Origin of the sequence: Actinotignum saccati, assembly GCF_051265055.1 — a bacterium.
Lineage (GTDB): Bacteria > Actinomycetota > Actinomycetes > Actinomycetales > Actinomycetaceae > Actinotignum.
The window spans coordinates 218,464-242,834 of the sequence record NZ_JBOZCC010000002.1; the positions used below are offsets into that span (position 1 = coordinate 218,464).

Sequence of the window (24,371 nt, forward strand, 5' to 3'; positions counted from 1 at the left end):
ACTCACAAGCAACTCAGGCTACTTGTTGGACACAGCCTTCTTGAGGTTGGATCCAGCCGAGATCTTCACGCCGAAACCGGCGGGAATCTCGATTTCTTCACCGGTGCGGGGGTTGCGGCCCTTGCGGGCGGCGCGCTCGGTGCGCTCCACGGAGAGCAGGCCGGTGATCTTCACGGCTTCGCCCTTGGAAAGCGAATCGACGAGCACTTCCTGGAGCGCGGCGATCGCCTTATCGGCATCGGACTTGGACAGGCCGGAACGGTCGGCGATAGCTGCGATGAGCTCTGTGCGGTTAACGGACATGAAAATACCTCTCGATATCTGTTCAGGTACATGGCTCATAAGAACCACTAAGCAAAAATGTAGCGGAAACTGGCGCCAAAGTGAGAATTTTCTGCGAAATCGCCGCGTGTCGGTTAAGACATACATCACAACTCCCACCAATTTGCACAGTTGTCACAGGATTTGCGTGTCCGAACCGCACCGGCGCGGCCGGCACGAATGCCTGGCTTAAGGGCATAATGAGTAAGGTTCAGGATGCCCCCGGGCCGGTCAGCGCCGCGAAAGTGAGCACGCGGGCCGGGGCGTCGTCGTCGAAGAAAGGTTCCCCGGTGTCGCGACTTGTCGCCTTCATCCGCTCCCACCCCCGCCCCTTCAAAATCGCTTTCTATGTGCTGGTGATCGCCGGCGTGGCGGCCGTGGCTCACAGCCAGCTCAAGGAGCTGAGCGGTGAACAGATGGCGAAAGTGCTGAGCTCGACACCTCCGATTATCCTCGTGGAGCTGGTGGCCCTCGGTTTCCTGGCCTTTACCGCCACCGGTATTTATGACATCTTCGCCTCGCGCCATTTCGGGGTGGAGATCCCGGTTGGCACCGCCGCGAAAATCGGGTGGATCGCCCAGGCGTTCAATAATTTCGCGGGGCTGGGCGGGCTGACCGGCGGGGCGATTCGCTCGCGCTACTACAAGCGAGCCGGGGCCTCCACCAAAGCCGCCGTGGATGCCAGCGTGGCGGTATGGGCCGCGAACCTCCTCGGGCTTTTCGCCATGCTGCTCGCCACCCTGCCTTTCGCTTTCCGCTACGACGGGCGTTTCCTGGTGGTCCCCGTGGTGGCCTGCCTGTATATCCCGGTGTATTTCCTGGCCGGCAAGGTGCATTTCTGGAAGATTGACCTGCGCACCACCGCTATCGGCACCCAGAACTTCCGGCAGAAACTCCAGATGCTTGTCGCCTCCGTTGCGGATTGGCTGGCCGCGGCGGTGTTCTTCTGGATTTGCGTGCGCACCTTCCTGGGTGAGGTTTCTTTCGTGCAGGCGGTATTTGTCTACGCCACCGCCACCCTGGTGGGCCTGCTCAGCTTTATCCCGGCGGGCCTGGGGACTTTCGATCTCACCGTTATTGTGTTCTTCCAGCACCTCGGTTTTGATTCTTCGACCCTGGTGCTCGCGATTATCGTCTACCGCGTCACCTACTACGCGCTGCCGTGGCTGGCCGCCACCGTCTACTGGCTGGCCGAATACGCCTACCCGCGCCTGGGCTTGGAGGACCGCGATAAGCGCGAACGTTGGCTCATTAACGCGCTTTCCACCGGTGTGGTAATTCTGGGGATTTTCTCCATCGTCAATGCTTTCGCGCCCTCCTTTTACGCGCGAGTGGCGCTGCTGCATGTGTTCCTCCCCCACGAAATGATTCGCTCCTCGCGTATTGTTTCGCTGCTGGTGGGGATTATGCTGCTGATTCTGGCGCGCGGGGTGCGCCAGCGGGTGAGCCGTATTTTCCCGATTATTTTAATTCTGCTGGGCGTGGCGGCGGTGGCGTCGGTGGCGCGCGGCCTGGATACCGGCGCGATTATCGTCATTATTCTTTTCGCGATTTTGCTCTACCTGGCACGCGGGGCATTCAACCGCGACCCGCTCCCCTTCGAATGGCGTTCTTTCGCGTTTTCCGCGGTGATCGCGGTGGGAATCCCGCTCGGGATTTTCGCCTGGCGCTGGATTCACGGGGCCCCGCAGGCGCACGTATACCCCACCGCCCACGCGCTGCTCACCGGGGTGAGCATGATCTGCTTCGTTTCCCTTATTTCCCTCGCGCTGCTTTTCTCGCGTTCGCGCGCCCCGCATTTTGAGCTGCCCACCCCGGATGATGTGCATCGTTTCGAAACGTTCATGAGCGAGCACAATGCCGGTAATGCCTTCACGCATCTTTTCTACCTGGGCGATAAGCAGGTCTTTTACTCTGCGAACGGGCGCGCGGCGCTGCTCTACCGCCCCTACCGTTCCTCCATGCTGGTGCTCGGCGATCCCTTCGGGGACGAGGCCTCCTTCGAGGAGCTCTTCGAAGAATTCGTGACCTACGCCGATGAGCACGGCTGTTCGGTGGCGATCTACGAGATCGCGGATATTTACCTGGGCGCCTGCGCGAATATCGGTTTCTCCTTCGTGAAAATCGGGGAGGATGCCACCGTGGACCTGGCCACCTACTCCAATGTGGGTAATAAAGGCAAGGTGTTCCGGCGCATGCGCAACCGCATGGGCGAAAAGGGCACGCATTTCGAAGTGCATTTCCCGCCCTACACTCCCGACTTCATCGAGGAACTGCGCGAAGTTTCGGACGCCTGGCTGGGCAAACGTTCCGAAATGGGCTTCTCCCTCGGGTTCTTCGACGCCTCCTATATTGGCCGCACCCCGGTGCTGCTGGTGCGCGGAGAGGAACGTATCGAAGGTTTCGCGAGCCTCATGCCGATGGCGCCGGGCGTTGCATCCGTGGACCTCATGCGCATTCGCCCCGACGCCCCGGGCGGCACCATGGACGGCATTTTCGTTTCGCTCATTGAATGGGCGAAAGAAAACGGCTACACTCACGTGAACCTAGGGATGGCGCCCATGTCCAATACGGGCACCACGCGTTTTTCGCGGGCGCGCGAAAAGGTGGTGCGCGTGATCTACGATTTCGGCGACCGCCTCTACAATTTCAAGGGCCTGCGTTCCTACAAGGAAAAGTTCAAGCCGCGCTGGCAGTCCCGCTATCTTGCGTACACAGGCACGACGGCGCTCACCCCCACCATCCTGGGACTCCTCGATGTTATTCAGCATCCGGATCGCAGCCGCGGGGCGATTCCGCTGCAATGGAGCCTCCCCACGCCCTGCACAACCGAGGGCGACGACGCCGCAGCTGCCGTTCCGGCAGCTGATACTCAGGCCGCCAGTGCGGCTGGAAAGAAAGGTGCGTGATGGCGAAGCGACCCTCGATGCGTAATCCGGAAACGCCGATGGACGAATGTGGCACGGTGGTGCTGCGCCGGGCTACGCAGAACGTGCACAGCAAGCTGGTGGCTGATCCGGAGCGGCATAAGTCCGAGCTCGCGGCGGCTGAGCGGCGCGATGCGGATCATCAGGTGCGTGAGCTCTTCCCGGATGCCCGGATTTGGTACCTGGAGGCCCGGCCGAGCCACTACCGCTGGAAGGCAGCGGGCTTCTTTGTGCTGAGCGTGCTGGATCTGGATGTGTACCGTGGCTGGCTGGATGGCCCGCATCCGCGTGCTTTCTACCTGGTGGAACAGGGCCGGCTCCAGCTATTGGTGCGGGTCAATGATTTTTATCTTGACGCGATTGCGCTTCCCTCCCCGCCCGCCCCGGTAAGCAAGCGGCGTTTTACCATCGGCCGGGATGAGTTTCTGCGCAACGAAGAGGAACTGGCTTAGCTGAACGGGAGGGGTGCTGAGTAGTACCCCTCCCGTTCGCTGTACCGCAGGCGTTATGCTCCTGGACTCGCGGCGTTGTTCTTGGCGCGGCGGCGTTCTTTCCACGTCATGCGCCCGAGCACCCCGATAGTTCCCAAAACTGCGGCTCCGTAGGCGATGGCGAACCACGGGAAGCGCGGCAGATCCGAGGGCTTATTCGCGGCTTTCACGTCTGCCACCGGGGTGGGGATAATGCGCTCCCCCGTGACCAGGATGCGATGGGAGTTAATGCCGAGCGGGGTGCAGGTCACCAGGGTGACGAGGTCTTTTCCTTCTTCTACCCGCAGGGTGTCGGTATCTTCCGGGGCCACCACTTTGGTATCGCGGACGCGATAGGTGAGTACATCACCGAACACTTCGATGGTGAAGGTATCCCCCACGTTGACCTTATTGAGGTCGGTGAACATGCGGGCGTTGGCAAGGCCGCGGTGCGCGGTGATGACGGCGCGGGTGCTCGGCCCGCCCACGGGCAGCGAGGTGCCTTCCAGGTGGCCGGCCGCGCGGTTGAGAACCTCATCTGAGGTGCCGTGGTAGACGGGTAGATCAACGTCAATATTCGGGATGCGGAGCCGAGCCATGAGGCCGTCAGAGTCCGCAGCAAGAATCTTTTCGTAAGGCCAGATGCCGTCCGCGGCGGTGGTGTCGCCGGTGCCGGTGGCTTTGCGTTCATTGGCTTCCAGGATCGCGCCGGCGTTGAATGCTTCGTTATAGGCGTGCGCGGCGGCGAGCTGGGTTTCTTTATCAGGCTGGGCGGTGGCGATTTGATCGGAGTACGCGCCGGTGATTTTGGATTGCTCGTATTGGGAGAGCCAGGCGGCAGCATGCGGGTACACCAGCAAAGTGAGGCCGAGGATAACGAGGAGCCCGATGAGGTAGGGCAGCAGCAGGTTTTTCTTCATGAGATACAGACCCGGGTGGGGAGGTACCAGATGGCACCTCCCCACCCGTTCGGTAGACCGCGTATGTTACGCGGTCAGTTCTGTGCTTAGGCGTTCACCGCGCGGTTGCGGCGAACCTGAGCGACGGTCAAACCACCAGCAGCACCCAGCAGCGCGAGGCCACCCAGGGTGAGCAGCAGCTGGCCGGCAGCACCGGTCAGCGGCAGGTTCGGGCCGTCATGCTTGGTGTTGTCGATGTTCAAAAGAACATTGGTAGCAACACCCTTCTGAACCGTAACTCGCTTGACTTCGGTATTGATGACGTAACCAGCAGGAGCCTTCTTTTCCTTAAGGAAGAAGTCCTTCTGTTCCGCATCGCCCAGAACCAGGCCCGGGAAGCGAACCTTACCTTCGTCATCCGAAGTAGCAGAAGCAATGGGATTAGTTCCCGCATTTGCGTCCTGCTCGGAGCCGAACACTTCGAACTCTGCACCCTTCAAAGGCTTCTGGTTGTCCTTGTCACGCTTGAGAACAAGAAGTTCACCGAGCTTAACCGGACGATCCGAACGAGTCTTGTCCACGCCCGGGTTGTAATCGTTCACAATGGGACCGAAGGAGTTCGGGATTTCACCGTTGTTCGGGAGTCCGGTGATCTGCGTGGTCAGTTCAACCTTGAATTGCTGTCCGGCCTGAACCTTCTTGAGTCCAGCTTCAGTAAGCTGAACCGTAACCTTCTGGCGAGTCGTCACATCGTTGTTCTCCTTGTTCTCAGGAGCAACGGTGATCGTGTAGTCGGTGGTAGCGGTAAGAACAGTGTTATCAAGGGAAACCGTCGCACCAACGTACTTGAGGTGCTGATCAAGGTTATCCTCCATACCGATCTTCTTGTAGGTCTGGTCCTTTGCCAAAGCAGGAATCTGGTACTGAATATCCCACTTAACGTTGTCGCCGACCTTGCGGGAATCAGTATCCTTCAGTGTCTTTGTACCATCATCGGCAATGGTGTTCTTCGGGTAAGCGTGAATGTCGTAGATCCACTCAGCCTTATCGTTTACCTTCGAGGGGAAGGGGATGGAGACGAAGAAGGGCTGAGCCTTTTCAGTGACGTTGTGAGTACCAGTGTCACCTTCGCGCACAAGGTAAACTCCAGCAGCGCGATTCGCGAAGGTAGTCTTTCCACCATTCTCAGTCTTCTGGCTTGTCGGAGCACCCAGAGTGAGCTGCTGATTATCGACGGTTACCTGCGATGTTGCAGCGTCTTACTTCAGCTTCGAGATCTTCGCCCAATCTTCCGGCTTAGTCAGGTCAATACCCTGAACCTCTTGAATAATGAACTCAACACCGTCGAGAGCTTCTGCACCCTGCGGAACATCCGTGATCTCGCGACCGTTATTCGGCTTGTCCCAAGCCGGGTTCTTGTACTTGTGGACCGTGATAGAACCGGCCTTATTAAGATCCGGATTGCCAAGCGTATCTTCGGCGGCCGGAACAGCGTGGGCCCCGGGTGCGAGCACCAGACCGGCCGCGCCGAGGAGGGCGGTGATCAGGGCGGCGAGCACCGCGCGGATAGATTTCTTCAGCTGCATGGTAGTCCTCTCCGTGATTGCAGCACATATTGCTTCAATTAGTTGTGTGGTTATTTTTGCCCGAAGGGCGGCGGTAACTACGCGGTGTTACCCACGCAGATAGTTCTCAGTGGTTGAGCCTTTATTCCACGCTCACCCCCGGTTTCGCCGTCTGATCATCACGATGCTCACCAGGAGCACAGCTCCCCCGAGCACCGCGAAACCTGCCGTGCGGAACGCGCTATCACTCCACCCACCGGTGAGTGGGAGCGGCGGTGCCTCACGAAGCTTGTTATAAATCGCGCCAAGATTCAGTTCCACGGGCTCGTTACGATCATTCGTGACCGTGGTGGCGCCCACCTCGACCGTTTTCACCTCGGTGGTCTTCACGTAGCCCAGCGGCGCGGTCTTTTCTTCCAGGGTGTAGGTACCCCAGGGAACGTTTTCCAAGCGCAGCTTGCCCGGGCGCGGATCCTGATCCTGCCAAAGCCTGGTAGCCGGGCACGCCTGCGCGGTCTCCCCCACGCAATCGCTTACCTCGAAAGGCCGCCCATGCTGATCACGCACCGTCCAGACGGATCCCTTAAGGAACTTCTCTGACCCGGTTTCCTTTTTCTCCCAGACGATGGTGCCACGCACGCGATCGTTCTTAATGATGACCGGGGGATTCTGCTGCTTGGTCGTCACGACTTGCGGCGTACCCGCCGGCCGGTACCCACGCGGCGCGGACTTTTCATCCACCACGTAGCGCCGCCCAATGAGCACATTGTCCCACCTGGCACGGCCGGATCCATCCGTGGTGCGCTCGCCCTGGCGCGGCTCACCAGCATCGCAGCGTCCGTTCCCGTTAGCGTCCTCGCACAGGTCAAAAACGGCCCCGGCCAGCGGATCGCCATAATCCGCATCTTGCTTCTGGATGGTCAGCGAAGTTACCTTCGGGCTATTCAATACCGAGCACGTGAGATTCCCGTTCACAGGCGGCGAGGTCACTTCCCCGAGGAAAGCACCGCCTTCCTCGCGTTGCCCGCGCACCTGGACATTTCGCCCCAGCTTGTCCGTGCAACTCCATACTTTGTTGTAGTCACTGAGCGACGACGCCGAACCGCCGGCCATCTGCTCCTTGAGCACATAGACGCGATCCCGGCCACGCAGCATCTTGCGCGTCGGCGTTTGGGGACCATCGGCTTGGCCCGTCGTCGTCACAGATTCGGAATACGGGGCGCCGCCCAGCGGATTCGTGCCCGGGTTCTTCTCCGCCACGGTCACCGTGAACTGATCGCGCTCATTCAGGCGCTTCGTGATGTTCTTCACCGCGCTAATGGTGGGAAGCTCCGCGCAGCCTTCGGTATCGGAAATCGCAGTATCAGCCCACTGCCCGTTGTAATCCCCAGGGCTCGCCGGGACCTGGAACACCGGCTGCTTGCGGTTGCGGACCTCGCCGGAAATAATATCGACTTCGTAGATACGCGACTGCGAGAGGCGTCCGCTCGGGTTCTGGCCGGTGTAACGGCCGGACACATAGAACGAACCATTAGGACCGGCAGCCAAACCATCCGGCTCGAACATCATGAGGTTCATGTGGAAGGAACGGACGAGCTCGGTAGGCAACTCCGGGAAATTCTTATTACGAATACTGTTGAGGTTGATAATCGGCTCGCGCGCATTATTCGCGGTCGCGAACTGGCCGGCAGCAATCGCCCGGTTATATGCAGCCTGGAAATCCGCGGCGTCAATGCGGTCAATACGCATCTGGCTCAGGCCGGAGAAATCGCGGCCCTGGTTATTGAGGCGGCCCTCAGATGAACCGGAAAGGATGTAAAGATTGCCATCCTTATCGAAAATCATGTCAGAGAAAACCGCGGAGGACAGACTCGTTGTGTTGAGGTAGCCGAGGGTGACCATCCGGCGCGTGCCCGGATCGAAAGCCATGAGCTTACGCTTGGACTTGTAATTGGTGCCGGCAGTCGCGGTATCACCAATCGTGAGGTACTTGCCGTCCGGGGACATCGTGCCACCTTTGATGGGCATTCCGGGCCCGAGGATCCGGTAGCGCTCATACAGCTGGTATCCCGTGTCTCCCGTATTGCTGATACGGCCGTGAGCGATCCAGGTTTCCGGAGTTGAGCCGGGCTGGGTAGAACCTCGCAGCTCGGTATGCCACATGGAGCCGTCCGCGGCGATGGCCAGGCCGTCGTAGCCGAGGTTGCGCCCCGCGCCGGTATCCTTCTTCCATTCCACGCGACCCACGAGCTCCGAGCCCAACGTGCCATTCGAATTCACATAAAGGAAGTTGATTTCGCCCTTGCCCGAGCTCATGGAATAAAAACCACGGCCGGTGCACTGGTGCATACCGGTAGGCCGCACATTGCGCGGCGCGAAGCGGCTCGGCGGCGCGGCGAGCTGGCTGGCCGAACCATCCCGCGGGGTGCCTTCCGGCTGTTCCAGAATTCCGAGCTGTTCGCGCCAGCTCTTCTGCGCCCGGTCCAGCGGGGTGGTGGCATCGGTTGCGCCCGCAGCGTTCGGATCGGCATCCGGTGCCGGGGTGGTTTCTTCGTTGCTCTCTGTTGTTGCGGCGCCTTCTTCGGTCGCGCCTTCTTCTGTGGTGTCTGTTTCGGTGGAGTCCGACGGCGCAGCCGGGCTGGCGGGATTAGGCTGCGCAGGATCCCCGGCGGCGGTGCCGGGTTCCGGAGCTTCCGAGGTGGGCTGATCGCTGGCATCTTGAGCGGTGGTGATGCCAGGGGTGGGATGAGGCGCCGGGGTACCCGAAAATGGGAGACCCGTGGCATGGCTGGTCATGAGTGCGGCCACGATCGTTGCAACCGTTGCCGGTATCGCCCGAAAATTCACGCTCATCCTGTCCATTACACGAAGGATTGATCACCGGAAGTGGTTGATCAGCCCGCCGTATAACTAATAGTTATCAATCGCCTTAACAAGCTACGGGAGGAACTACCTACTGTCCAGTAACGTGAAACGTGATTCATCTCCGCCAAAGTTCCCAGACGGCTCCCAGCCTGAAAATATTTTGCAAATCTTTACACTTGGAAAATTGGCGTACTATGGCGCTAAAAATCCCCGAAAATGGCACCCCCCCCCCGCATTTTTTCACGCCACCGTAGCACAGCACCTTCTAGGACCCTAGACCTAAATTGTTGATTTGAAATAAATTTTCACAGATTAGTAAAGAACTTTATGTTATGAGCACCACACGAAAATTGACGAAAAGTACGCGACGTGTCCATGGTTGTCTAGCGACAAATTTGGCGAGGTAAGCGACGCTAATCTTTCGCGCTTGTTCGCGAAATAATTGAATACAGCCTCATGCCAGGTCTACGATCAAGTTATGTCACGCAAAGATCCCCAGCTCCTTACCGGCCTCCTCACCGGCATGGGAGCCCTACACTTCATCGCTCCCGAGCCCTTCGATTCCATCATCCCGCCCCGGCTTCCCGGCGAGCCGCGAGCCTATACCCTGGCCTCCGGGGTGGCGGAATTGGTGACGGCCGGACTCATTGCGCACCGGCGCACCCGCAAGCTTGGCGGAGCGGCGGCCATTGCGCTGTTCCTCGCCGTTTTCCCGGCGAATATCTACATGGCCTACCAGTGGCGGAATAAGCCCTGGCCGCTCAAGGCGATTGCTTATGGCCGGCTCCCCCTCCAGGCTGTGCTTATTAAGCAGGGGTGGAATGTTATGAAGCTGGCTGATACCCAGGCCGACGCAAAGCCAGATGCGGAAACGAACGCGAAGGCGGATTCCGCGGCGGCGAATCGCTAGAGAAACGGTGGTGGCGCGGGCGGCCGTGGGCCGGTGAGCTGCGGCGTCGTACCTACCTGCACGAACGCGAGCTGTGCGAAAATTGTTGCACAACTGCACACAACGGTGTTCGCACCGCTCAACGCAAAGGAGCAAGCATGGAAGCTGCGCGGGTTGCCGCCTGGGTATTCATGGAAGAAACCCCGATCCCGGCCGATGTTGCCGATCTACTCACCGAAGGCGAAGAGCCGTACGCCGCCTATAAGACGCTACGCGATAGCGCGATTTTTACCTCAAAACGGCTAATCGTGCGCGATGCGCAGGGCATTACGGGCAAGAAGGTGGAGATTTATTCGCTGCCATATAAGGCCATCCAGATGTGGTCGAGTGAAAATGCCGGGAAAATTGATATCAGCGCGGAGATTGAGATGTGGACGCTGGCCGGGCATATCAAGATTAGCCTGGGGCGCCATATCGACGTGCGGCGCATCGATAAGCTCATCGCTCGGTGTGTGCTGGGGGCGCGGTAAAGCGCGGTAGGTACTCGTAGCCGCGGTAGGCGGCTACTTTTTACCAAGCGTCCGGAGAATATGCGTGGCGGCCGTTCCTGGTAATGGAAACGGCCGCCACGTTTGTTGAGATGAGATGGTGCGGATGCCGGGCTTAGCGTTCCACTTCCCCGCGGATGAAAGCTTCCACCGCGGCGCGGGCTTCCTCATCAGGGCGCTGCTGCGCCGGCGACTTCATGAAATAGGCGCTGGCGGAGAGCAGCGGGCCGCCGATGCCGCGGTCGAGGGCGATCTTGGCGGCGCGGATTGCGTCGATGACCACGCCGGCCGAATTCGGGGAATCCCAGACCTCGAGCTTGTATTCCAGCTTGACCGGAATATCGCCGAAATTGCGGCCTTCCAGGCGCACGAAGGCGAATTTGCGGTCCTCGAGCCAGGGCACCCAATCGGAGGGACCCACGTGGATATCGTGCGGGTCGAGGTGCTGGGTGATATTGCTGGTGACGGCCTGAGTTTTGGAGATCTTCTTCGACTCCAGGCGCGAGCGCTGCAACATATTCTTGAAGTCCATATTGCCACCCACATTGAGCTGGTAGGTGTGGTCGAGGGAAATGCCGCGCTCTTCGAAAAGTCGAGCGAGCACCCGATGGGTAATGGTCGCGCCGATCTGGCTCTTAATATCATCGCCCACAATCGGCACACCCGCGTCCGTGAACTTCTGGGCCCACTCCGGGTTGGAGGCAATGAAGACCGGCATGCAATTAATCATGGCGACGCCGGCATCAAGGGCGGCCTGCGCGTAGAACTTCGCGGCCTCTTCGGAGCCGACCGGGAGGTAGGAGACCAGCACATCGGCCCGCGCTTCCTTGAGCGCGGCCACCACATCAACGGGTTCGGCATCGGATTCGGTAATGGTGGCGCGGTAGTACTCCCCCAGGCCATCGAGGGTGGGCCCGCGCAGCACCTCCACCCCGGTAGGTGCCACATCGCAGATTTTAATTGTGTTATTTTCACTGGCGTTGATCGCAGTGGCCAGGTCAAAGCCGACTTTCTTGGCATCGACGTCGAAAGCCGCGACGAACTCGATATCTCGAATATGGTAATCGCCAAATACCACGTGCATAAGGCCCGGGACCGTTTCGCTTTCAGATGCGCCGTGGTAGTAAGTCACGCCCTGCACCAGCGAGGACGCACAATTACCTACTCCCACAATGGCAACGCGAATCGACATACGGTTACTCCTTTGTAGTTATTGATGAAACGTGATTGTTTTTTCAGCCATCGGTGCGGCGGGCGCCGCGGTGAGCGAGACTGAACGGGGCACCTGTGCCCCCATCACCAAGCCACTATGGCACTTAAATGTGCATTTGTGAAGAGACCCTGCGGGTGGATGTGGTTGAGTCGCGCGCGTGAGGGCGCGCGGGGGCGCGCGTGAGGTGGCGTAGGCGCGCGCGGGGATTCGCGGGTGTATGGGAATGGGGCGGCGACTTGTTGGCGTCGCCGCCCCACGATGAGTCACATTAATGTGCTGAGTCCGCGGCGCTTAGCTGCGCCGTCGTACCACCATCACTCCTCCCGCTGCCAGGCACGCGAGACCTGCCAGCGTCACGGCCGGGCCGGCCAGGGACGTTCCCGTTTTCACGAGCCGCTCGCGCGGCGTGGGCGTGGTTGTAGGAGTAGGAGTTTGCGAGGATGTTGGCGGTGTTGTTACGGGTGGAGTCGTTGCCGGCGGCGTCGGCGGAGTCGTTTCCGGAACCGACGGGGTCGGGGTCGGCGTAGGAGTGGGCGGCACGATAGAGTTCGTCACCACGAACCCATCCGTCATATTGCCCGTCACGGCCGACTTATACCCCTCAACGGCAACTTCCGCGATCTCGTAATTAATGAGATAACCACCCGCGCATTTATCCACCTCAGCGAAGGTAGCCGTCCAACCTTCCGCTTCACCAACAGTCTTTCGGGCGACTTCCTTGCCGTCAGCGAGCAGAACGAAAGTGATGTTCTCCGGGCGGGTCTGCTTGGCATTATCGTTATCCTGCCAGGCCTTCGTTGCCGAGACATCAGTGGCCAGAGTATTCGTGAACTTGAGGGTGCCATCCGGATTCATGCCCACATCGCTGCGGTACCCGGGCGTGGGAATTTCGGTGATATTGTACTCAACCTCGTTATCTCTCCAGGTAGGGCCGGCAAGCTCATACTTGGGGACGCTGAAGGTGAAATTCCAGTCGTCAACCGTTGAGGGATAATTGATGACCACGAATTGGTCCTTACTTGCCTCGTAGCGTGGATTGATCCAGATTTGTTCGCTGCGATCCTGGTAGACCTTGAAGACCGCGTACTTGATCGTTTCCTTCGGGACCTCCGTGAGCAGATTACCTTCGGCGTCGCGCGTGTACTGCGTTCCCCACAGCTCCAGGGTGATGAAATCCGGGTGTTCCTTGGCCGGGCACTCTATCCGCGCGGCCGGACTATCGGCCGGTTGCGCTTGCGCGGAGGATGCGATCCCCAGCAAAGCCAGAAGGAGCGCTACCGCTGCAGCACCGAGTTTTCGCATATACGTCATCTTCGTCCTCCCTTCATCAGCTCAGCCATACCCGGGGCGCAGGACATCATCATCGCCGCATTCCGGTCGCGAAAAGGCGTGTTTTCTTGTTTTCGCGCGGCTGCTTGTCTCATCCTCGCCCATCGAAAACGTGACGTGCGGGCTCTAAGTCCCGCACTTTAAAAACGACGACGCAGCCACCTCCCCCACCAGCGCATATGCCACGATGGCGCGGAAAAATTGATTATGAGAAACTGGGGTATGTCCCAAGAATTGCGCGTCATCACGCCTAAATATCAAGCCACGCTGGAACCGCCGGTTATCGGAGCTGCGCTTGTGGAGGCCTCTATTAGCTACGACGGTTTGCCGGTGGCGATCTGGAGCACTGCTGAGGACGTGCGTAAGTTTTTCGGGCGGTCGGACGATGGCTGTCACCCTAATGTACATGTCAATGGTGTTGTTGAGGCTCTGCTGACACGTCATAACAGTGCCGGCAAGGTTATCCAGAAAACACCTATTTTTCGATTCCCAGTTTGTTTCCCCCACATCCAATCATTACCCTCGGGAGCTTTTCTTCTCGTCGGGTCACGGTGCCGATGGCATGCAGCGGAGAAGCGTGCTGACCACAACGCTTTCATCTATGACTTCGAAGGCAAGCTACTCCGGAGCGGCGCTGTTGGAGACGGAGTTACCGATGTCCAAGCACTCAGCGACGGTACCTTCTGGACCGGATATTTCTACGAAGGAATTATTGGTAATAACGGATGGCATGCGCCGTTTGACCCCGATGGCGCAGATAAGGAAACTCGCGAACCAATCGGCACGTGTGGATTGATCCGCTGGGACAACAACCTCGAAAGCGTCTGGCGCTACCCTACTGCTGAGGAGCTGACTCCCGCCTTCGGTGAAGAGCTTGCCCGCCGTGCATATATCGACGACCATCGTGCGTTGCACTGTACGGATGAGGTCACAACAATATGCCCAAATTACGACTTTGCCATCATGAGCATTGCCGGTAATCAGGTAACCCGTATTGTTGAAACCCACGGCGCACTACGCGATATTCTCGGCCTCGCCGTATCAGGTTCACACATTCTGGCCTACTGCGTGGAGCGCGGTGGCGGAGACCACTACTTCGTCTTATCAGATACTACGAACGGGTATCAGGAAATTGAGAAGTGCCACATCGATTGTCCAGAAGAAGTCTATGGTCCATGGTGGCTTGCGAGTTGCCGAGATTCAAAAATACATTGGATTGACGACTTTGGCGTGTGGTTCACTGTGGATATCAACGACGTGTGGCCGGATGAGTAGCGTGAACGGTGCGGCGTCGTCGTACCTTAGCGTGAAAAAGTGAAGCGAGGGAAACTAAAGCATGGCTGAAGAAATGCGCGTTATTACGCCCCGGTACCAAGCAACTCTGCAAGCGCCGGTCAAGGGCGCCGTGCTTGTGCAAGCCTCCATTAGTTATCACGGGTTGCCGGTGGCGATCTGGAGCGATGCAGAGGGATACGCGCGCTTTTTCGAACGTAACGAGAATTTTCCGAGGGTTTTCGTTTCTGAAGAAGCGGATGCGATTTTCGCGCTGCACAATGCTGACGGGACAGTGCGCATCGCATCGGCACCCGTCGATCTGCCCGTTTCCGTTCCCTGTATCCAATACTTGCCTGACGGTACGTTCCTTGCCGTCGGCGCGCGATGCCGATGGTCCAACGACCGGCATGAAGCCACGCACAATGCCTATATCTATACAGTGAACGGGGAGCTGGTGCGATCCGGGGTGTTCGGTGATGGCATCCAAGATGTTCAGGCGCTCAGCGATGGCAGCATCTGGACAAGCTATTTCGATGAAGGAATTCTTGGTAACTTCGGCTGGGATTTCGGAGTACGCGGGGAGAAAAGCGGCGAGGCGGAGAACCTCGCTATCGGATTTTGTGGGCTCTGCCGCTGGAATAGCGAGCTGAAAGCCGAATGGCTGTATCCTGACCGGCACGATGTGGAACCGGAGTTCGGTGAGGAGCTGGCCCGCCTGACCTTTATTGCCGATTGCTATGCCATGAATTGCACCGAAGAGCAGACGGTTATTTGCCCCTACTCAGACTTCCCGCTGGTTACGATCGCAGGGGATCGGATTACGCGGATTATTGATACCCGCAAGGAAATACCGCGGCTGAGAGGTTTGGCAGTTTCGGGAAATCATGTGCTCACCTACGGCGATTACCGCGAACCTATCTGCGCCTTTGCAGATACGAGCGACGGCTACCGCGAAATCACCCGCTGCCAGGTACAACACGCGGACGATGCCACGCTCCCGTATTATCCCGCCGGGTCCCGCGGCTCTGCGATCCACTTCATTGACAGTCTGCATCGGTGGTTTGTGCTGGATGTGGATGAGGTGTGGGTGGAAGCGTGAGGCTGGCCTGGAGAATACTCCTGTGGCTAGCGTCGGATCCGGGTTCGATTCCCGGAAATCTCCACCTAAAGCTGCTCCCCTCTCCAATACATCGACGTGACGAATTTAAAAATAGGTACAGATTCTTACTCCGAAATAGAATTCGGACTTCATTACATAGCAGCGGGAATAGCGCATGCGGCGCCGTCGTTGTAGACTAGTGAATCCACCGCGTTGCCGGCGTTGAATGCCGGGCGGGTGGGACTGTTTGATAACAGCATACGGGGATGATCGGTTTCGACGGCGGTAGTTAGTCGGAGGGAAGCGGGCCGAGGATGTAGAGTCACCTCGATAACGCTCTCTGCAACCTATAGGTGCCAAGAACAAGAGCACCGATTTCGCCCTCGCTGCCTAAGCTAAGCGACCTGCGAAATCTGCTGAACTAGGTGTGCTTTCCGCCTAGACCTCAGCATCGTTGAGAAAGCCACTGGTGAGTACGTTTGCTACGGGCGTGCTCGCGACACCAACATAGATAGGTTCGTCAGGGCCTGGTTCGTGTGGAACCCTGGAGCCGAAAACAACTATCAACGAACTGCGCCCGGAGAATACTCCTTTGGCTATCGTCGGACCCGGGTTCGATTCCCGGCATCTCCACTTATGATGAGCACCCGCTCCGATTTTTCGGCGCGGGTGCTTACTTTTGCACGGAGATTCTTGTAGAATCAAAGTGTAGGGAGAGTGATTCAGTATGAGTGCTAGTGAAGCTAGGATCGGCCAGCGTATTGCCGCCGCGCGTGCGTGCGTGGGAATGTCGCAGCGCGATTTAGCTGCAAGTTCGGGCCTGTCCCAATCCACAATCCACCGGATAGAGGCGGGGGAACGCCCTGCAACTCTCATTGAGCTTTCCCTTATTGCTGATGCCTGCGGAGTTCTGGTCGATCATTTACGGGGTACGGACTCAATTCAGAGTGAGGTCCGTTATGCCGGCCGTACGGACACCGCGGGCGCTGAGGGTCTCTATGATTACCTTGTCTACGCTCTTGGTCTTGCCCGGCGTCTTGACGATATTGGGATTCCGGAGGCGGCATGAGCAACGAAGAAATTGCCCGGAAAGCCGCTGCGCAATTCCGCCAGGAACACGATTTAGGATCCGCCCCGATTCTCAGCGTGACCCAGCTACTTGAACGCGTTATGAACGTTGGTGTCGCGTTTGTTGCTGGTGCCGCGCCGGGTCACGGGATGGTGGTGGACTGGGAAAATAAGCGGCTTGTTGCGGTGGGTTGTACGGATCAGCCCATGCAGCTACGTTCTACACTTGCCCATGAACTTGGCCATCTGTGGCTAGGGCATCTTGACCGCCACATGAGCACTTCACAGGAATGGAGCACAGGTACTCCGCGGGAGGATCAGGCAGATGCTTTCGCTCGGCATTTCCTTATGCCAGCAGAAGCTGTAGCTGATGTCACGCAAGGAAAGGAACCCACTCTAGCTGTGTTATCAGATCTTGTTCACAGCTACCTGGTTTCGCCGGCGGACGCTGCCGTTCAGCTTCGTGAGAGTGGTGTTATCGACCAGAGTACATGTGAAGAATGGAGTGCTATTCCCGCACCTTCACTTGCCGCGCAATTTGGATGGTTGTCCGAATACAAGCTCCTCGCTGCGCTGGCAGAACAACCACGCGCTCCTCAGAAACTTCTTGCTCGGGCGATTGAAGGCTATCGATGGGGTGCCATTGGCCCGGCCGCTATAGCGCGCCTGACGGGCAGAAATGATTACCACGTTCTGATTAAAGAGTTGCGAGCAGCTGGAATCACTCCTGTTGAGATGCCGGATATTACGGCTACTGCCCCTCACGATACCGGTGCGGAATTAACTGCTGAGGAATTGGCCCTTTTGACAGGTGAATCAGGCCGCGCCACCCGGAAGCTGGCGATCCCAACGGGCGGATAGCTGCGATGTATATTCTCGACACGGGACCGATCTTTAAATTCTTCGCCACAGATTGTGTACCACAGCTAGTGAAAGCACTGGGCGGTAACCCTGTGCACGTACCGGAAGCTGTGGAATTTGAAATCTATGACACTCCGAAACGTCGTCCTCAATTTAAACGAGCTGCTGAGACATGGCTAAGGCTTCCGGGACGGTTCAAAAGCATTATCTCGGATGCTCCAACAGAGGATATGCAGCAATGTTGTCGCGATGTACTGGGAGTTGAGTTTGATGATATGTACTCTCTTACGAAGGACAGAGGCGAGAATATGGCCATCTTGCACGGTGTCCTTCTGGCGCGATCCGGGGAAAAAGTTGTCCTTGTTTGCGATGAGGAAAATGGAACTTCCCTGATCAAGAAACAGGCTCGTTTGCTGATGATCCAGCATCAACGGGGGCTCCATGTGCCCGGCGGTGCGATAACGCATGCCACCACTCTCACTCTTCTGCAGTGGGCAATCGAACGGGGCGGGTTTAAGAATCGTGCCGAATTCATCAAGAAATACCATGCGATGGCGTCTTTAGATGAAGCGCTACCGAACGACATCAAAGCTACTGGTCTCACAAAATCGCCACCTTGGCCGAGAGAATCACGCTCGAATGATTCGCAGTAGGTGGCAGCTTCGCGGCATTCTCTGTAACTGACGGCCGATCAATCCTTAAGCTCTGGAGGTCTCTGCCTGCGTGGCCGAAAGAATAAGCGCACCGGGCCAAGGCGGAATACTGTGGGACTTGCAGCACCGCCCAGCTCAGGCAACCACAACTAAAATTAGGGTGTGAAACGGCAGATTATCTTAACCATGATCGCCGCCCTCGCTCTCACCGCGTGCGGCACCACTAGCAAGTCCAAAGAATCAGCATCAACGCCAACCCCGACTCCCACAACAACGGCCACATTCAATAAATACAAGGGTAAAAACCTCGAGGTGAGCATCATCGATAAAACACCTTTTGGCAACTCGAAAAATAATGGGGACGGCACCTGCACTCTGCTCGAGAACGTCGATATCGGCGTATACGAGCAAAGTGATACAAATCGGAATAACGTAATTGCCTTCGGTAGCGCCCCGGCCGGAACCCTAGGCGAGCTTCGGGATAACTTCTGCGCATATTCGCCAATTCTCACCCTGCCCGCGAAAAGCTGGAACAATGGCGACGCATGGTTCATCGACTACATCACGCCAAGTAAAACCTTCATAAAAGCAATGCATGCGGATCGCACCGTCCGACTGGTCATCTCAGCGAACGGGCTGCGTTAGGTCAGGATGCTGCGCCTTCACAGGGCGATTTCACCAACCCCGAGATCTGCAACCTCAAGCCTTGCCACTCATTGCGAGGAAACGCTACCGCACCAGCCCTTCGCGGCGGCGTGCGGCAGACATCGCCCGCTGCGCCTCCCGGTCCGCTTCGCGCCGGCGGATCGTCTCGCGCTTATCCCATTCCTGCTTGCCCTTGGCCACCGCGATTTCCAGCTTGGCCAACCCGCGCACAAAATACAGCTCGAGGGGCACAATCGTATAGCCCTTCGCCTCGACGGCCCGCGCCAGCTTCTCGATCTCCGATTTGTGCAGCAGCAGGCGCCGCTTGCGGGTGGGCGCGTGATTCGTCCACGTTCCCATCGCGTAAATCGGGATATTGATCCCGTGCGCGTACACCTGCCCGCGATCCACCTCGATCCAGCCGTCCACCAGCGAGGCCCGGCCCATGCGCAGCGCCTTCACCTCGGTTCCGGATAGGGACATCCCCGCCTCAAAGGTGTCCTCAATGAAATAATCGTGGCGCGCTTTCTTATTGCGCGCGATCACCTGATGCGCATCGGCCGCCGCTTTCGCCTGCTGGGCCGCGCTCAGCTTTCCTTCTTTTTTCTTCGCCACGCGGGCTTCTCCGTTCTAATCCTTGAGTTCGCGCTGGTCAGTGATGAGGAACCACACAAAAATCAGGGTTCCGGCCAGCAGCACCACCGCCGGCGCGCTCACGTCCAGCAGATGATCGGTGAAGAACGACGGCGCAGCTGCCGCATCGGTATTCACCGTCAAGGTGATAATCAATCCAATAACAAAAGTAGTCACGCCGGTAGCTACCCCGGCTACCGCGATTCCCCGCCGCGTGGCAATCGTATTAATCATGCGGCGTACCATCGCCAACACAATGAGCGCCGCGAAACCAACCGCGAAAAGCAGCGTGCCGACCGCGTAAGGCGAATCGGTGATAGCAGCCCGATCCCACACAAACCAGGCGAGCACCAATCCCAAAACACCGGTGAGCACCTCATAGGCGGTGGCTTTGCGCTGCCCACGCGCGTAGCGTTTCTCCAATTGCCGGCGCGAATACTCGCTCACATCAGTTTTCTGCTTCTTCTTCGCCGGCGCGGATGTTTCCGCGGAAGTCGGAGCACCTGCGCCCTCACCAGCCGGAACTGCCTTCTCGGTTTCCCCGAGTTTGGTAGCGGCACCGGGCTGAGCAGCCACCCCGGCCGGCTTCTCCGCACTAGGCAAGCTGCCCGGCCCTTGCGGCGGCGTCGTACTAGAAACGCCCGGCGCGGTGTCACGTACGGTTGAGGGTGCGTCGGTGGTGGGAGCGGGATCGGTTGAGCCGTGTGCTTGTGTCATGACATCCTCTTCGTCAACTTCGCGTCAGGCCGCTCCTTGCGCCGGGGCATTCGGCCACGGCGACGCGAACGGGTACGCCGCGCTATTCGTAGAATCCGGGCAGGGACATCGGGTCGATGACCACGCCGTCCTGCCACACCTCAAAGTGTACGTGGCAACCGGTGACCATGCCCGTCATACCGGTCCAGCCAATCACATCGCCCTGGCCCACGCTCTGCCCCACGGACACATTGAAACCGGAGAGGTGGTTGTACACCACCACGTAGGACGAGCCGTTGATATAGCCGAGGTTGAGGATGACCTGGTTGCCGTGGGTGCCGTTGCCGGAGGCCGGGCGCACCGCCGCCACCACCCCGGCGGCCGCCGCGTATTGCGGATTACCGCAGGCAGAACGCAAGTCCACGCCCTCGTGCATCCACCAGCCGCCGTCGAAGGGATAGACACGCATCCCGAAGGGCGAGGTCACGTACAGTGGGGCCGGCACGGGCGGAATGAGCGCACCCGAAGCTGCCGGGGGCGCCGCCGGGGCACCTCCCCCGCCACCGCCCTGAGCTGCTGCTTCCGCGGCGCGCCGCCGGTTTTCTTCATCAATGCGAGCGATCTGCGCGGCGGTGTCATCGCGGGCCGCGTTCATGGCGGACAGCGAGTTCTGGAATTCCCCGCGCCGAGCCTCCAAAGCCTGGGATTGCTGGGTGACGGAAGCTTCCAGATCCGCGAGCTCCTTGGTGCGGGCCGCGGCCTGCGCCTCCTTCGATTTCTTTTCCGCCACCGCGGCATCGGCCTGGCTCTTGAGCTGGGAGATCTCCCCCTGCACTGCCTTTTGCCGCTGGGCGCGGGTCCGATTCGCGGCCGTTGTTTGGGTAACGTCGGTGAGAGTTTGGGATTGCACCCGGGTGATCGCCTGGTTCGCGGACAGCGCGTTGAAGAAATCCGCGCTCGACTTCGCGCCGATCAGAAGCTCCACGGTGGAAACCCGGTTATCACCGCGGTATTCGGAACGCGCAATCTCGCCGAGGTTATCGCGCGTTTCGCTCAGTTTCTTCTCCCCCTGAGCAATCGAGGTGGTGATGGAATCGAGCTCCCCCTCAGCCGCATCCAGGCGCGCCCCAATCTTTTCTTGTTCGCGCTGAGCTGCTGCGGCGTCGTTCTGCGCCTGCAATAACGCGGCCTGCGCCCCGGGGACCTGCGCCTGCGTTTCCTGCAACTTGAGGTAAACGTTCTGCAAATCCACGTCCACGCCCTCGAGGGAGGAACGCAGATTCTCAATTTCGGCTTCCTGCTGTTCTTGCTGGCGGACGAGGTCGTCGCGGTCATCGGCACGCGCCGGCGTCGCTAACCCGGCAACGCCCAGCGCCCCCGCAGCCAGCGCTCCCAACCATCGTCTGCTCCCGATTCTCACCGGTTCACCTTTCCTATCCGTATGCGGTACGACGACGCCGCGGCGCCGTCGCCCCACGTTCACTACACGCGCGCGTACCTGCGCAAAGCGATCCAGGACGCCAGGCCGGACACCACAACCGAGCCGATGAGCAGCCAGGGCGCTACCTGGAGGGCTTCGCTGACGCCGATCACGCGAATCCACGGCAGCGATTGGGAAATCCAGTCCTCGAGCAGGAATTTCGCTGCCAGCCACAGCCCGCCGACCGCGAAAATCGCACCGACGAGCGAGGCGATAATTCCTTCGAGGATGAAGGGCAGCTCGATGAAGAAATTCGAGGCGCCCACGTAGCGCATAATCCCCGTTTCGTTACGCCGCGACATTGCCGAGAGGCGGATCGTGGTGGGGATGAGGAGAAGCGCGGTGAGGATCATGACCGCGGCCAGCCCGCCGGCAATTGCGGTGAAGCGGTTGAGGGTGGCGAAGACCGGCTCGATTTGTTCGCGCTGGTCGTACACGCTCTGCACTCCGGGGCGGTTGCCGAGGTCTTCCACGAGGACCTGGTACTTTTCCGGGTCGTGTAATTTGACGCGGAAGGAGACCTGCATCTGGTCGGCGGTCACCGTGTCACGCCACACCGAATCGCCCATTTGTTCGCGGTAGTTCGCGAAGGCTTCTTCTTTGGTTTCGAATTCGTAGCGCTCCACCTGGGAGGCGAGCGGTTCGGTGGTCAGGGCGGTATCGATGGCCTTGATTTGTTCCTCGGTGGCTTCGTTACCGGCGCAGGGTTCGGTGGCGTCATTCGCCGCACACATAAACACCGAGACTTCCACCTGGCTGTACCAATCGGCACGCAGGTGGCTGATCTGGGTTTGGAGCAGCGCGGCCGCGCCCACGAAAAGTAGGGAAACGAAAGTGACGAGGGAAACCGAGGCAGCCATCGCCTTGTTATTGATAAGTCCCTTGAATGTTTGGGACAGGACGAAACGACTGCGCATTAGTGTTGCCCTCCTCCGTACTGGCCGCGATCCTGATCACGGACGATCACGCCGTTGGCCAGCTCAATAACGCGTTTCCGCATCTGGTTGACGACGGTGGCATCATGGGTGGCCATAACCACCGTGGTTCCCGAACGATTGATGCGATCCAGGAGGCGCATAATCGACAGCCCGGTATTTTGGTCCAGGTTGCCGGTCGGTTCGTCGGCGAGGAGGATTTCGGGGCGATTGACCATGGCGCGGGCAATGGCTACGCGCTGCTGTTCCCCGCCCGATAGTTCGTTCATGCGGCGGCGTTCCTTACCGTCCAGGCCCACCATTTCCAGCACTTCCGGCACTTCGGTGCGGATGCGGTGGCGGGGCGCGCCGATGACCTGGAGCGCGAGCGCCACGTTATCGTGCACGTTCTTATCGGGAAGGAGCCGGAAATCTTGGAACACCGTGCCGATGCGGCGCCGCAGGAAGGGGACGCGCCGCTGGGAAACAGTGGCTAGATCCTTGCCGAGCACCTCGATTTTTCCGGATGTTGGCCGTTCGGCAACATTGATGAGCGAAAGCATCGTTGATTTTCCCGAACCGGAGGGGCCCACGAGGAAAACGAATTCGCCGCGGTCAATATCCGCGCTCACCGAATCCAGCGCGGGTTTCGCGCCCTTCTGGTAGAGCTTCGTCACCTTGGTAAATGTGATCATAAACTTGCCCTTAGATTACTACTATCGTGCTTTACCCTACGGAACAGGCCGTAAAATCGCGCGGGACGCGCCGCGTACCCGGGGAAATTCATGCGTTTCCTCCCCCGCTTTCCCCACTTAGTCACCGGTTTTGTCGCCTGCCTTATCGGTGGTCTTGCTGCCGGTTTTATCGCTGCTCTTTTCGCTCGCCTTTTCGCCGGCTTTTTCGCCTGTGGCGCGCCAGCGGATACCGGCGTCGATGAAACCGTCAATATCGCCGTCGAAAATCGCGTCGGTATTCCCCGATTCGTACCCGGTGCGCAGATCCTTGACCATCTGGTAGGGCTGGAGCACGTAGGAACGCATCTGGTCGCCCCACGAGGCTTTGATATCTCCGCGCAATTCTTTCTTTTCGCGCGCTTCCTCTTCCTGTTTGAGGAGGAGCAGGCGCGATTGCAGAACCCGCATCGCGGCGGCGCGGTTTTGGATCTGCGATTTCTCATCCTGCATGGAGACCACGATCCCGGTGGGAAGGTGGGTGATGCGAACCGCCGAATCGGTGGTATTCACGGACTGACCACCCGGCCCGGAAGAACGGAACACATCGATGCGAATGTCCGTATCGGGAATATCGATATGGTCGGTTTGTTCGATCAGCGGAATAACTTCGACGGCGGCGAAGGAAGTCTGACGCCGCCCCTGGTTATCGAAAGGCGAGATGCGCACCAGCCGGTGGGTCCCGGCTTCCACCGAGAGCGTGCCGTATGCGTAGGGAGCACTCACCTCAAAGGTGGTTGATTTCAGCCCGGCTTCTTCCGCGTAGGAGGTATCGAGCACCTTGGTGGCGTAGCCGCTGCGTTCAGCCCAGCGCAGGTACATGCGTTGCAGCATCTGCGCGAAATCAGCCGCGTCCACTCCCCCGGCCCCGGAACGAATGGTCACCACCGCATCGCGCTCGTCGTATTTGCCGGAGAGCAGGGTGCGGATCTGGAGTTCTTCCAACGCTTTTTCGGTGCTCGTCATCTCTTCGCCGAGCGCTTCGTAGACTTCACGAGCCGAAGCCGGATCCGAGAGTTCTTCTTCCTGCGCGATTTCAAGGAGCGCACCGGCATCGTCAATACGGGTACGCATTTTCTCGAGTTTCTCCAGTTCGCTTTGTGCGTGGGAGAGTTTCGAGGTGACCTCTTGGGCGCGGGCGGTATCATCCCAGAGCCCGGGTGCGGAGGATTCTTCCGTCAGCGCGGCGATACGCGCGGTGAGGCCCTCCACATCGGTCACCGCTTCGATTTGGTGAAAAACACTGCGCAGATGGTCAAGACGTTCGGAAAAATCACTCACGGCATAAGG

At 58.9% G+C, this 24,371-nt stretch carries 22 protein-coding genes, 1 other RNA gene and 1 pseudogene; 11 read left to right on the forward strand and 13 right to left on the reverse strand.

Annotated elements, in window-relative coordinates; all coding sequences use genetic code 11:
- Nucleotides 1–18 precede the first annotated feature (18 nt).
- Nucleotides 19–303: an HU family DNA-binding protein gene (locus tag ACRQEC_RS02460; protein ID WP_026429495.1), complete on the reverse strand. Its 285-nt coding sequence runs from the start codon at nucleotides 301–303 to the stop codon at nucleotides 19–21.
- A 218-nt stretch (nucleotides 304–521) separates the two neighbouring features.
- Between ACRQEC_RS02460 and mprF the strand changes: the two genes are divergently transcribed.
- Both mprF and ACRQEC_RS02470 read left to right on the forward strand, forming a co-directional pair.
- The gene (mprF, locus tag ACRQEC_RS02465) at nucleotides 522–3,230 is read left to right on the forward strand and encodes a bifunctional lysylphosphatidylglycerol flippase/synthetase MprF (RefSeq protein ID WP_320756845.1); all 2,709 of its coding nucleotides are present in this window, start codon (nucleotides 522–524) and stop codon (nucleotides 3,228–3,230) included.
- Entirely contained in the window at nucleotides 3,230–3,700 is a 471-nt protein-coding gene (locus ACRQEC_RS02470) for a hypothetical protein (RefSeq protein WP_284889090.1), read from the forward strand. The genes mprF and ACRQEC_RS02470 overlap by 1 nt, the downstream gene beginning before the upstream one ends.
- Nucleotides 3,701–3,753: 53 nt before the next feature.
- On the opposite strand, the gene ACRQEC_RS02475 is transcribed toward ACRQEC_RS02470, so the two are convergent.
- From ACRQEC_RS02475 to ACRQEC_RS02490, 4 genes and pseudogenes are all read right to left on the reverse strand, one after another.
- Nucleotides 3,754–4,638 (reverse strand): class C sortase, encoded by an 885-nt coding sequence (locus tag ACRQEC_RS02475; protein ID WP_284889092.1) that lies wholly within the window; start codon nucleotides 4,636–4,638, stop codon nucleotides 3,754–3,756.
- An 86-nt stretch (nucleotides 4,639–4,724) separates the two neighbouring features.
- A pseudogene (locus ACRQEC_RS02480) lies at nucleotides 4,725–5,840 on the reverse strand (SpaH/EbpB family LPXTG-anchored major pilin); the annotation flags it as partial.
- Nucleotides 5,841–5,876: 36 nt separating this feature from the next.
- Nucleotides 5,877–6,203: an isopeptide-forming domain-containing protein gene (locus ACRQEC_RS02485; protein WP_435729818.1), complete on the reverse strand. Its 327-nt coding sequence runs from the start codon at nucleotides 6,201–6,203 to the stop codon at nucleotides 5,877–5,879.
- A 132-nt stretch (nucleotides 6,204–6,335) separates the two neighbouring features.
- Entirely contained in the window at nucleotides 6,336–9,035 is a 2,700-nt protein-coding gene (locus tag ACRQEC_RS02490; RefSeq protein WP_435734847.1) for an MSCRAMM family protein, read from the reverse strand.
- A gap of 490 nt (nucleotides 9,036–9,525) precedes the next feature.
- On the opposite strand from ACRQEC_RS02490, the gene ACRQEC_RS02495 reads away from it, so the two are divergent.
- Nucleotides 9,526–9,957 (forward strand): DoxX family protein, encoded by a 432-nt coding sequence (locus ACRQEC_RS02495; RefSeq protein ID WP_284889096.1) that lies wholly within the window; start codon nucleotides 9,526–9,528, stop codon nucleotides 9,955–9,957.
- A 137-nt stretch (nucleotides 9,958–10,094) separates the two neighbouring features.
- Nucleotides 10,095–10,466, forward strand: coding sequence for a PH domain-containing protein (locus tag ACRQEC_RS02500; protein WP_284889097.1), 372 nt, complete (start codon nucleotides 10,095–10,097; stop codon nucleotides 10,464–10,466).
- Between the two features lie 133 nt (nucleotides 10,467–10,599).
- On the opposite strand, the gene ACRQEC_RS02505 is transcribed toward ACRQEC_RS02500, so the two are convergent.
- Nucleotides 10,600–11,676 carry an inositol-3-phosphate synthase gene (locus ACRQEC_RS02505; protein ID WP_284889098.1) on the reverse strand — a complete coding sequence of 359 codons (1,077 nt, stop codon included), beginning with the start codon at nucleotides 11,674–11,676 and terminating at the stop codon, nucleotides 10,600–10,602.
- A gap of 312 nt (nucleotides 11,677–11,988) precedes the next feature.
- A complete protein-coding gene (locus ACRQEC_RS02510; protein WP_284889100.1) occupies nucleotides 11,989–13,008 on the reverse strand; it encodes a Cna B-type domain-containing protein in 1,020 nt (339 codons plus the stop codon).
- A gap of 240 nt (nucleotides 13,009–13,248) precedes the next feature.
- Between ACRQEC_RS02510 and ACRQEC_RS02515 the strand changes: the two genes are divergently transcribed.
- The 7 genes from ACRQEC_RS02515 to ACRQEC_RS02545 all read left to right on the forward strand — a co-directional run bounded on the left by ACRQEC_RS02515 (nucleotide 13,249) and on the right by ACRQEC_RS02545 (nucleotide 18,627).
- Nucleotides 13,249–14,301, forward strand: coding sequence for a hypothetical protein (locus tag ACRQEC_RS02515; RefSeq protein WP_284889101.1), 1,053 nt, complete (start codon nucleotides 13,249–13,251; stop codon nucleotides 14,299–14,301).
- Nucleotides 14,302–14,437: 136 nt separating this feature from the next.
- Nucleotides 14,438–15,400 (forward strand): YxiH-YxzG fusion protein, encoded by a 963-nt coding sequence (locus ACRQEC_RS02520; protein ID WP_435731132.1) that lies wholly within the window; start codon nucleotides 14,438–14,440, stop codon nucleotides 15,398–15,400.
- A 262-nt stretch (nucleotides 15,401–15,662) separates the two neighbouring features.
- Nucleotides 15,663–16,036: a transfer-messenger RNA gene (gene ssrA / locus ACRQEC_RS02525) on the forward strand.
- Between the two features lie 91 nt (nucleotides 16,037–16,127).
- On the forward strand, nucleotides 16,128–16,469 hold the full coding sequence (locus tag ACRQEC_RS02530; protein WP_284889105.1) for a helix-turn-helix domain-containing protein: 342 nt from the start codon (nucleotides 16,128–16,130) through the stop codon (nucleotides 16,467–16,469).
- Nucleotides 16,466–17,329 carry an ImmA/IrrE family metallo-endopeptidase gene (locus ACRQEC_RS02535; protein ID WP_284889106.1) on the forward strand — a complete coding sequence of 288 codons (864 nt, stop codon included), beginning with the start codon at nucleotides 16,466–16,468 and terminating at the stop codon, nucleotides 17,327–17,329. The genes ACRQEC_RS02530 and ACRQEC_RS02535 overlap by 4 nt, the downstream gene beginning before the upstream one ends.
- A gap of 5 nt (nucleotides 17,330–17,334) precedes the next feature.
- The gene (locus tag ACRQEC_RS02540) at nucleotides 17,335–17,982 is read left to right on the forward strand and encodes a PIN domain-containing protein (protein WP_284889107.1); all 648 of its coding nucleotides are present in this window, start codon (nucleotides 17,335–17,337) and stop codon (nucleotides 17,980–17,982) included.
- Nucleotides 17,983–18,144: 162 nt separating this feature from the next.
- Complete coding sequence (locus ACRQEC_RS02545) at nucleotides 18,145–18,627, forward strand: hypothetical protein (protein WP_284889108.1); 483 nt, start codon at nucleotides 18,145–18,147, stop codon at nucleotides 18,625–18,627.
- An 84-nt stretch (nucleotides 18,628–18,711) separates the two neighbouring features.
- On the opposite strand, the gene smpB is transcribed toward ACRQEC_RS02545, so the two are convergent.
- From smpB to prfB, 6 genes are all read right to left on the reverse strand, one after another.
- Nucleotides 18,712–19,242 carry an SsrA-binding protein SmpB gene (smpB, locus tag ACRQEC_RS02550; protein WP_026429507.1) on the reverse strand — a complete coding sequence of 177 codons (531 nt, stop codon included), beginning with the start codon at nucleotides 19,240–19,242 and terminating at the stop codon, nucleotides 18,712–18,714.
- A gap of 15 nt (nucleotides 19,243–19,257) precedes the next feature.
- Nucleotides 19,258–19,977, reverse strand: coding sequence for a hypothetical protein (locus tag ACRQEC_RS02555; protein ID WP_284889109.1), 720 nt, complete (start codon nucleotides 19,975–19,977; stop codon nucleotides 19,258–19,260).
- Nucleotides 19,978–20,059: 82 nt separating this feature from the next.
- Complete coding sequence (locus tag ACRQEC_RS02560; RefSeq protein WP_284889110.1) at nucleotides 20,060–21,376, reverse strand: murein hydrolase activator EnvC family protein; 1,317 nt, start codon at nucleotides 21,374–21,376, stop codon at nucleotides 20,060–20,062.
- A gap of 62 nt (nucleotides 21,377–21,438) precedes the next feature.
- Nucleotides 21,439–22,353 (reverse strand): permease-like cell division protein FtsX, encoded by a 915-nt coding sequence (gene ftsX / locus ACRQEC_RS02565; protein ID WP_126135352.1) that lies wholly within the window; start codon nucleotides 22,351–22,353, stop codon nucleotides 21,439–21,441.
- The gene (ftsE, locus tag ACRQEC_RS02570; protein WP_026429511.1) at nucleotides 22,353–23,045 is read right to left on the reverse strand and encodes a cell division ATP-binding protein FtsE; all 693 of its coding nucleotides are present in this window, start codon (nucleotides 23,043–23,045) and stop codon (nucleotides 22,353–22,355) included. Before ftsE ends, ftsX begins: the two co-directional genes overlap by 1 nt.
- 117 nt (nucleotides 23,046–23,162) lie before the next feature.
- Nucleotides 23,163–24,362, reverse strand: coding sequence for a peptide chain release factor 2 (gene prfB, locus ACRQEC_RS02575; protein ID WP_284889113.1), 1,200 nt, complete (start codon nucleotides 24,360–24,362; stop codon nucleotides 23,163–23,165).
- Between the last annotated feature and the right edge of the window lie 9 nt (nucleotides 24,363–24,371).

Bases quoted from the DNA above. Each gene is read 5' to 3' on its own strand.
- ACRQEC_RS02460 (WP_026429495.1), bottom strand. From the start codon at position 303: ATGTCCGTTAACCGCACAGAGCTCATCGCAGCTATCGCCGACCGTTCC.
- mprF (WP_320756845.1), top strand. From the start codon at position 522: ATGAGTAAGGTTCAGGATGCCCCCGGGCCGGTCAGCGCCGCGAAAGTG.
- ACRQEC_RS02470 (WP_284889090.1), top strand. From the start codon at position 3,230: ATGGCGAAGCGACCCTCGATGCGTAATCCGGAAACGCCGATGGACGAA.
- ACRQEC_RS02475 (WP_284889092.1), bottom strand. From the start codon at position 4,638: ATGAAGAAAAACCTGCTGCTGCCCTACCTCATCGGGCTCCTCGTTATC.
- ACRQEC_RS02485 (WP_435729818.1), bottom strand. From the start codon at position 6,203: ATGCAGCTGAAGAAATCTATCCGCGCGGTGCTCGCCGCCCTGATCACC.
- ACRQEC_RS02490 (WP_435734847.1), bottom strand. From the start codon at position 9,035: ATGAGCGTGAATTTTCGGGCGATACCGGCAACGGTTGCAACGATCGTG.
- ACRQEC_RS02495 (WP_284889096.1), top strand. From the start codon at position 9,526: ATGTCACGCAAAGATCCCCAGCTCCTTACCGGCCTCCTCACCGGCATG.
- ACRQEC_RS02500 (WP_284889097.1), top strand. From the start codon at position 10,095: ATGGAAGCTGCGCGGGTTGCCGCCTGGGTATTCATGGAAGAAACCCCG.
- ACRQEC_RS02505 (WP_284889098.1), bottom strand. From the start codon at position 11,676: ATGTCGATTCGCGTTGCCATTGTGGGAGTAGGTAATTGTGCGTCCTCG.
- ACRQEC_RS02510 (WP_284889100.1), bottom strand. From the start codon at position 13,008: ATGACGTATATGCGAAAACTCGGTGCTGCAGCGGTAGCGCTCCTTCTG.
- ACRQEC_RS02515 (WP_284889101.1), top strand. From the start codon at position 13,249: ATGTCCCAAGAATTGCGCGTCATCACGCCTAAATATCAAGCCACGCTG.
- ACRQEC_RS02530 (WP_284889105.1), top strand. From the start codon at position 16,128: ATGAGTGCTAGTGAAGCTAGGATCGGCCAGCGTATTGCCGCCGCGCGT.
- ACRQEC_RS02535 (WP_284889106.1), top strand. From the start codon at position 16,466: ATGAGCAACGAAGAAATTGCCCGGAAAGCCGCTGCGCAATTCCGCCAG.
- ACRQEC_RS02540 (WP_284889107.1), top strand. From the start codon at position 17,335: ATGTATATTCTCGACACGGGACCGATCTTTAAATTCTTCGCCACAGAT.
- ACRQEC_RS02555 (WP_284889109.1), bottom strand. From the start codon at position 19,977: ATGACACAAGCACACGGCTCAACCGATCCCGCTCCCACCACCGACGCA.
- ftsX (WP_126135352.1), bottom strand. From the start codon at position 22,353: ATGCGCAGTCGTTTCGTCCTGTCCCAAACATTCAAGGGACTTATCAAT.
- ftsE (WP_026429511.1), bottom strand. From the start codon at position 23,045: ATGATCACATTTACCAAGGTGACGAAGCTCTACCAGAAGGGCGCGAAA.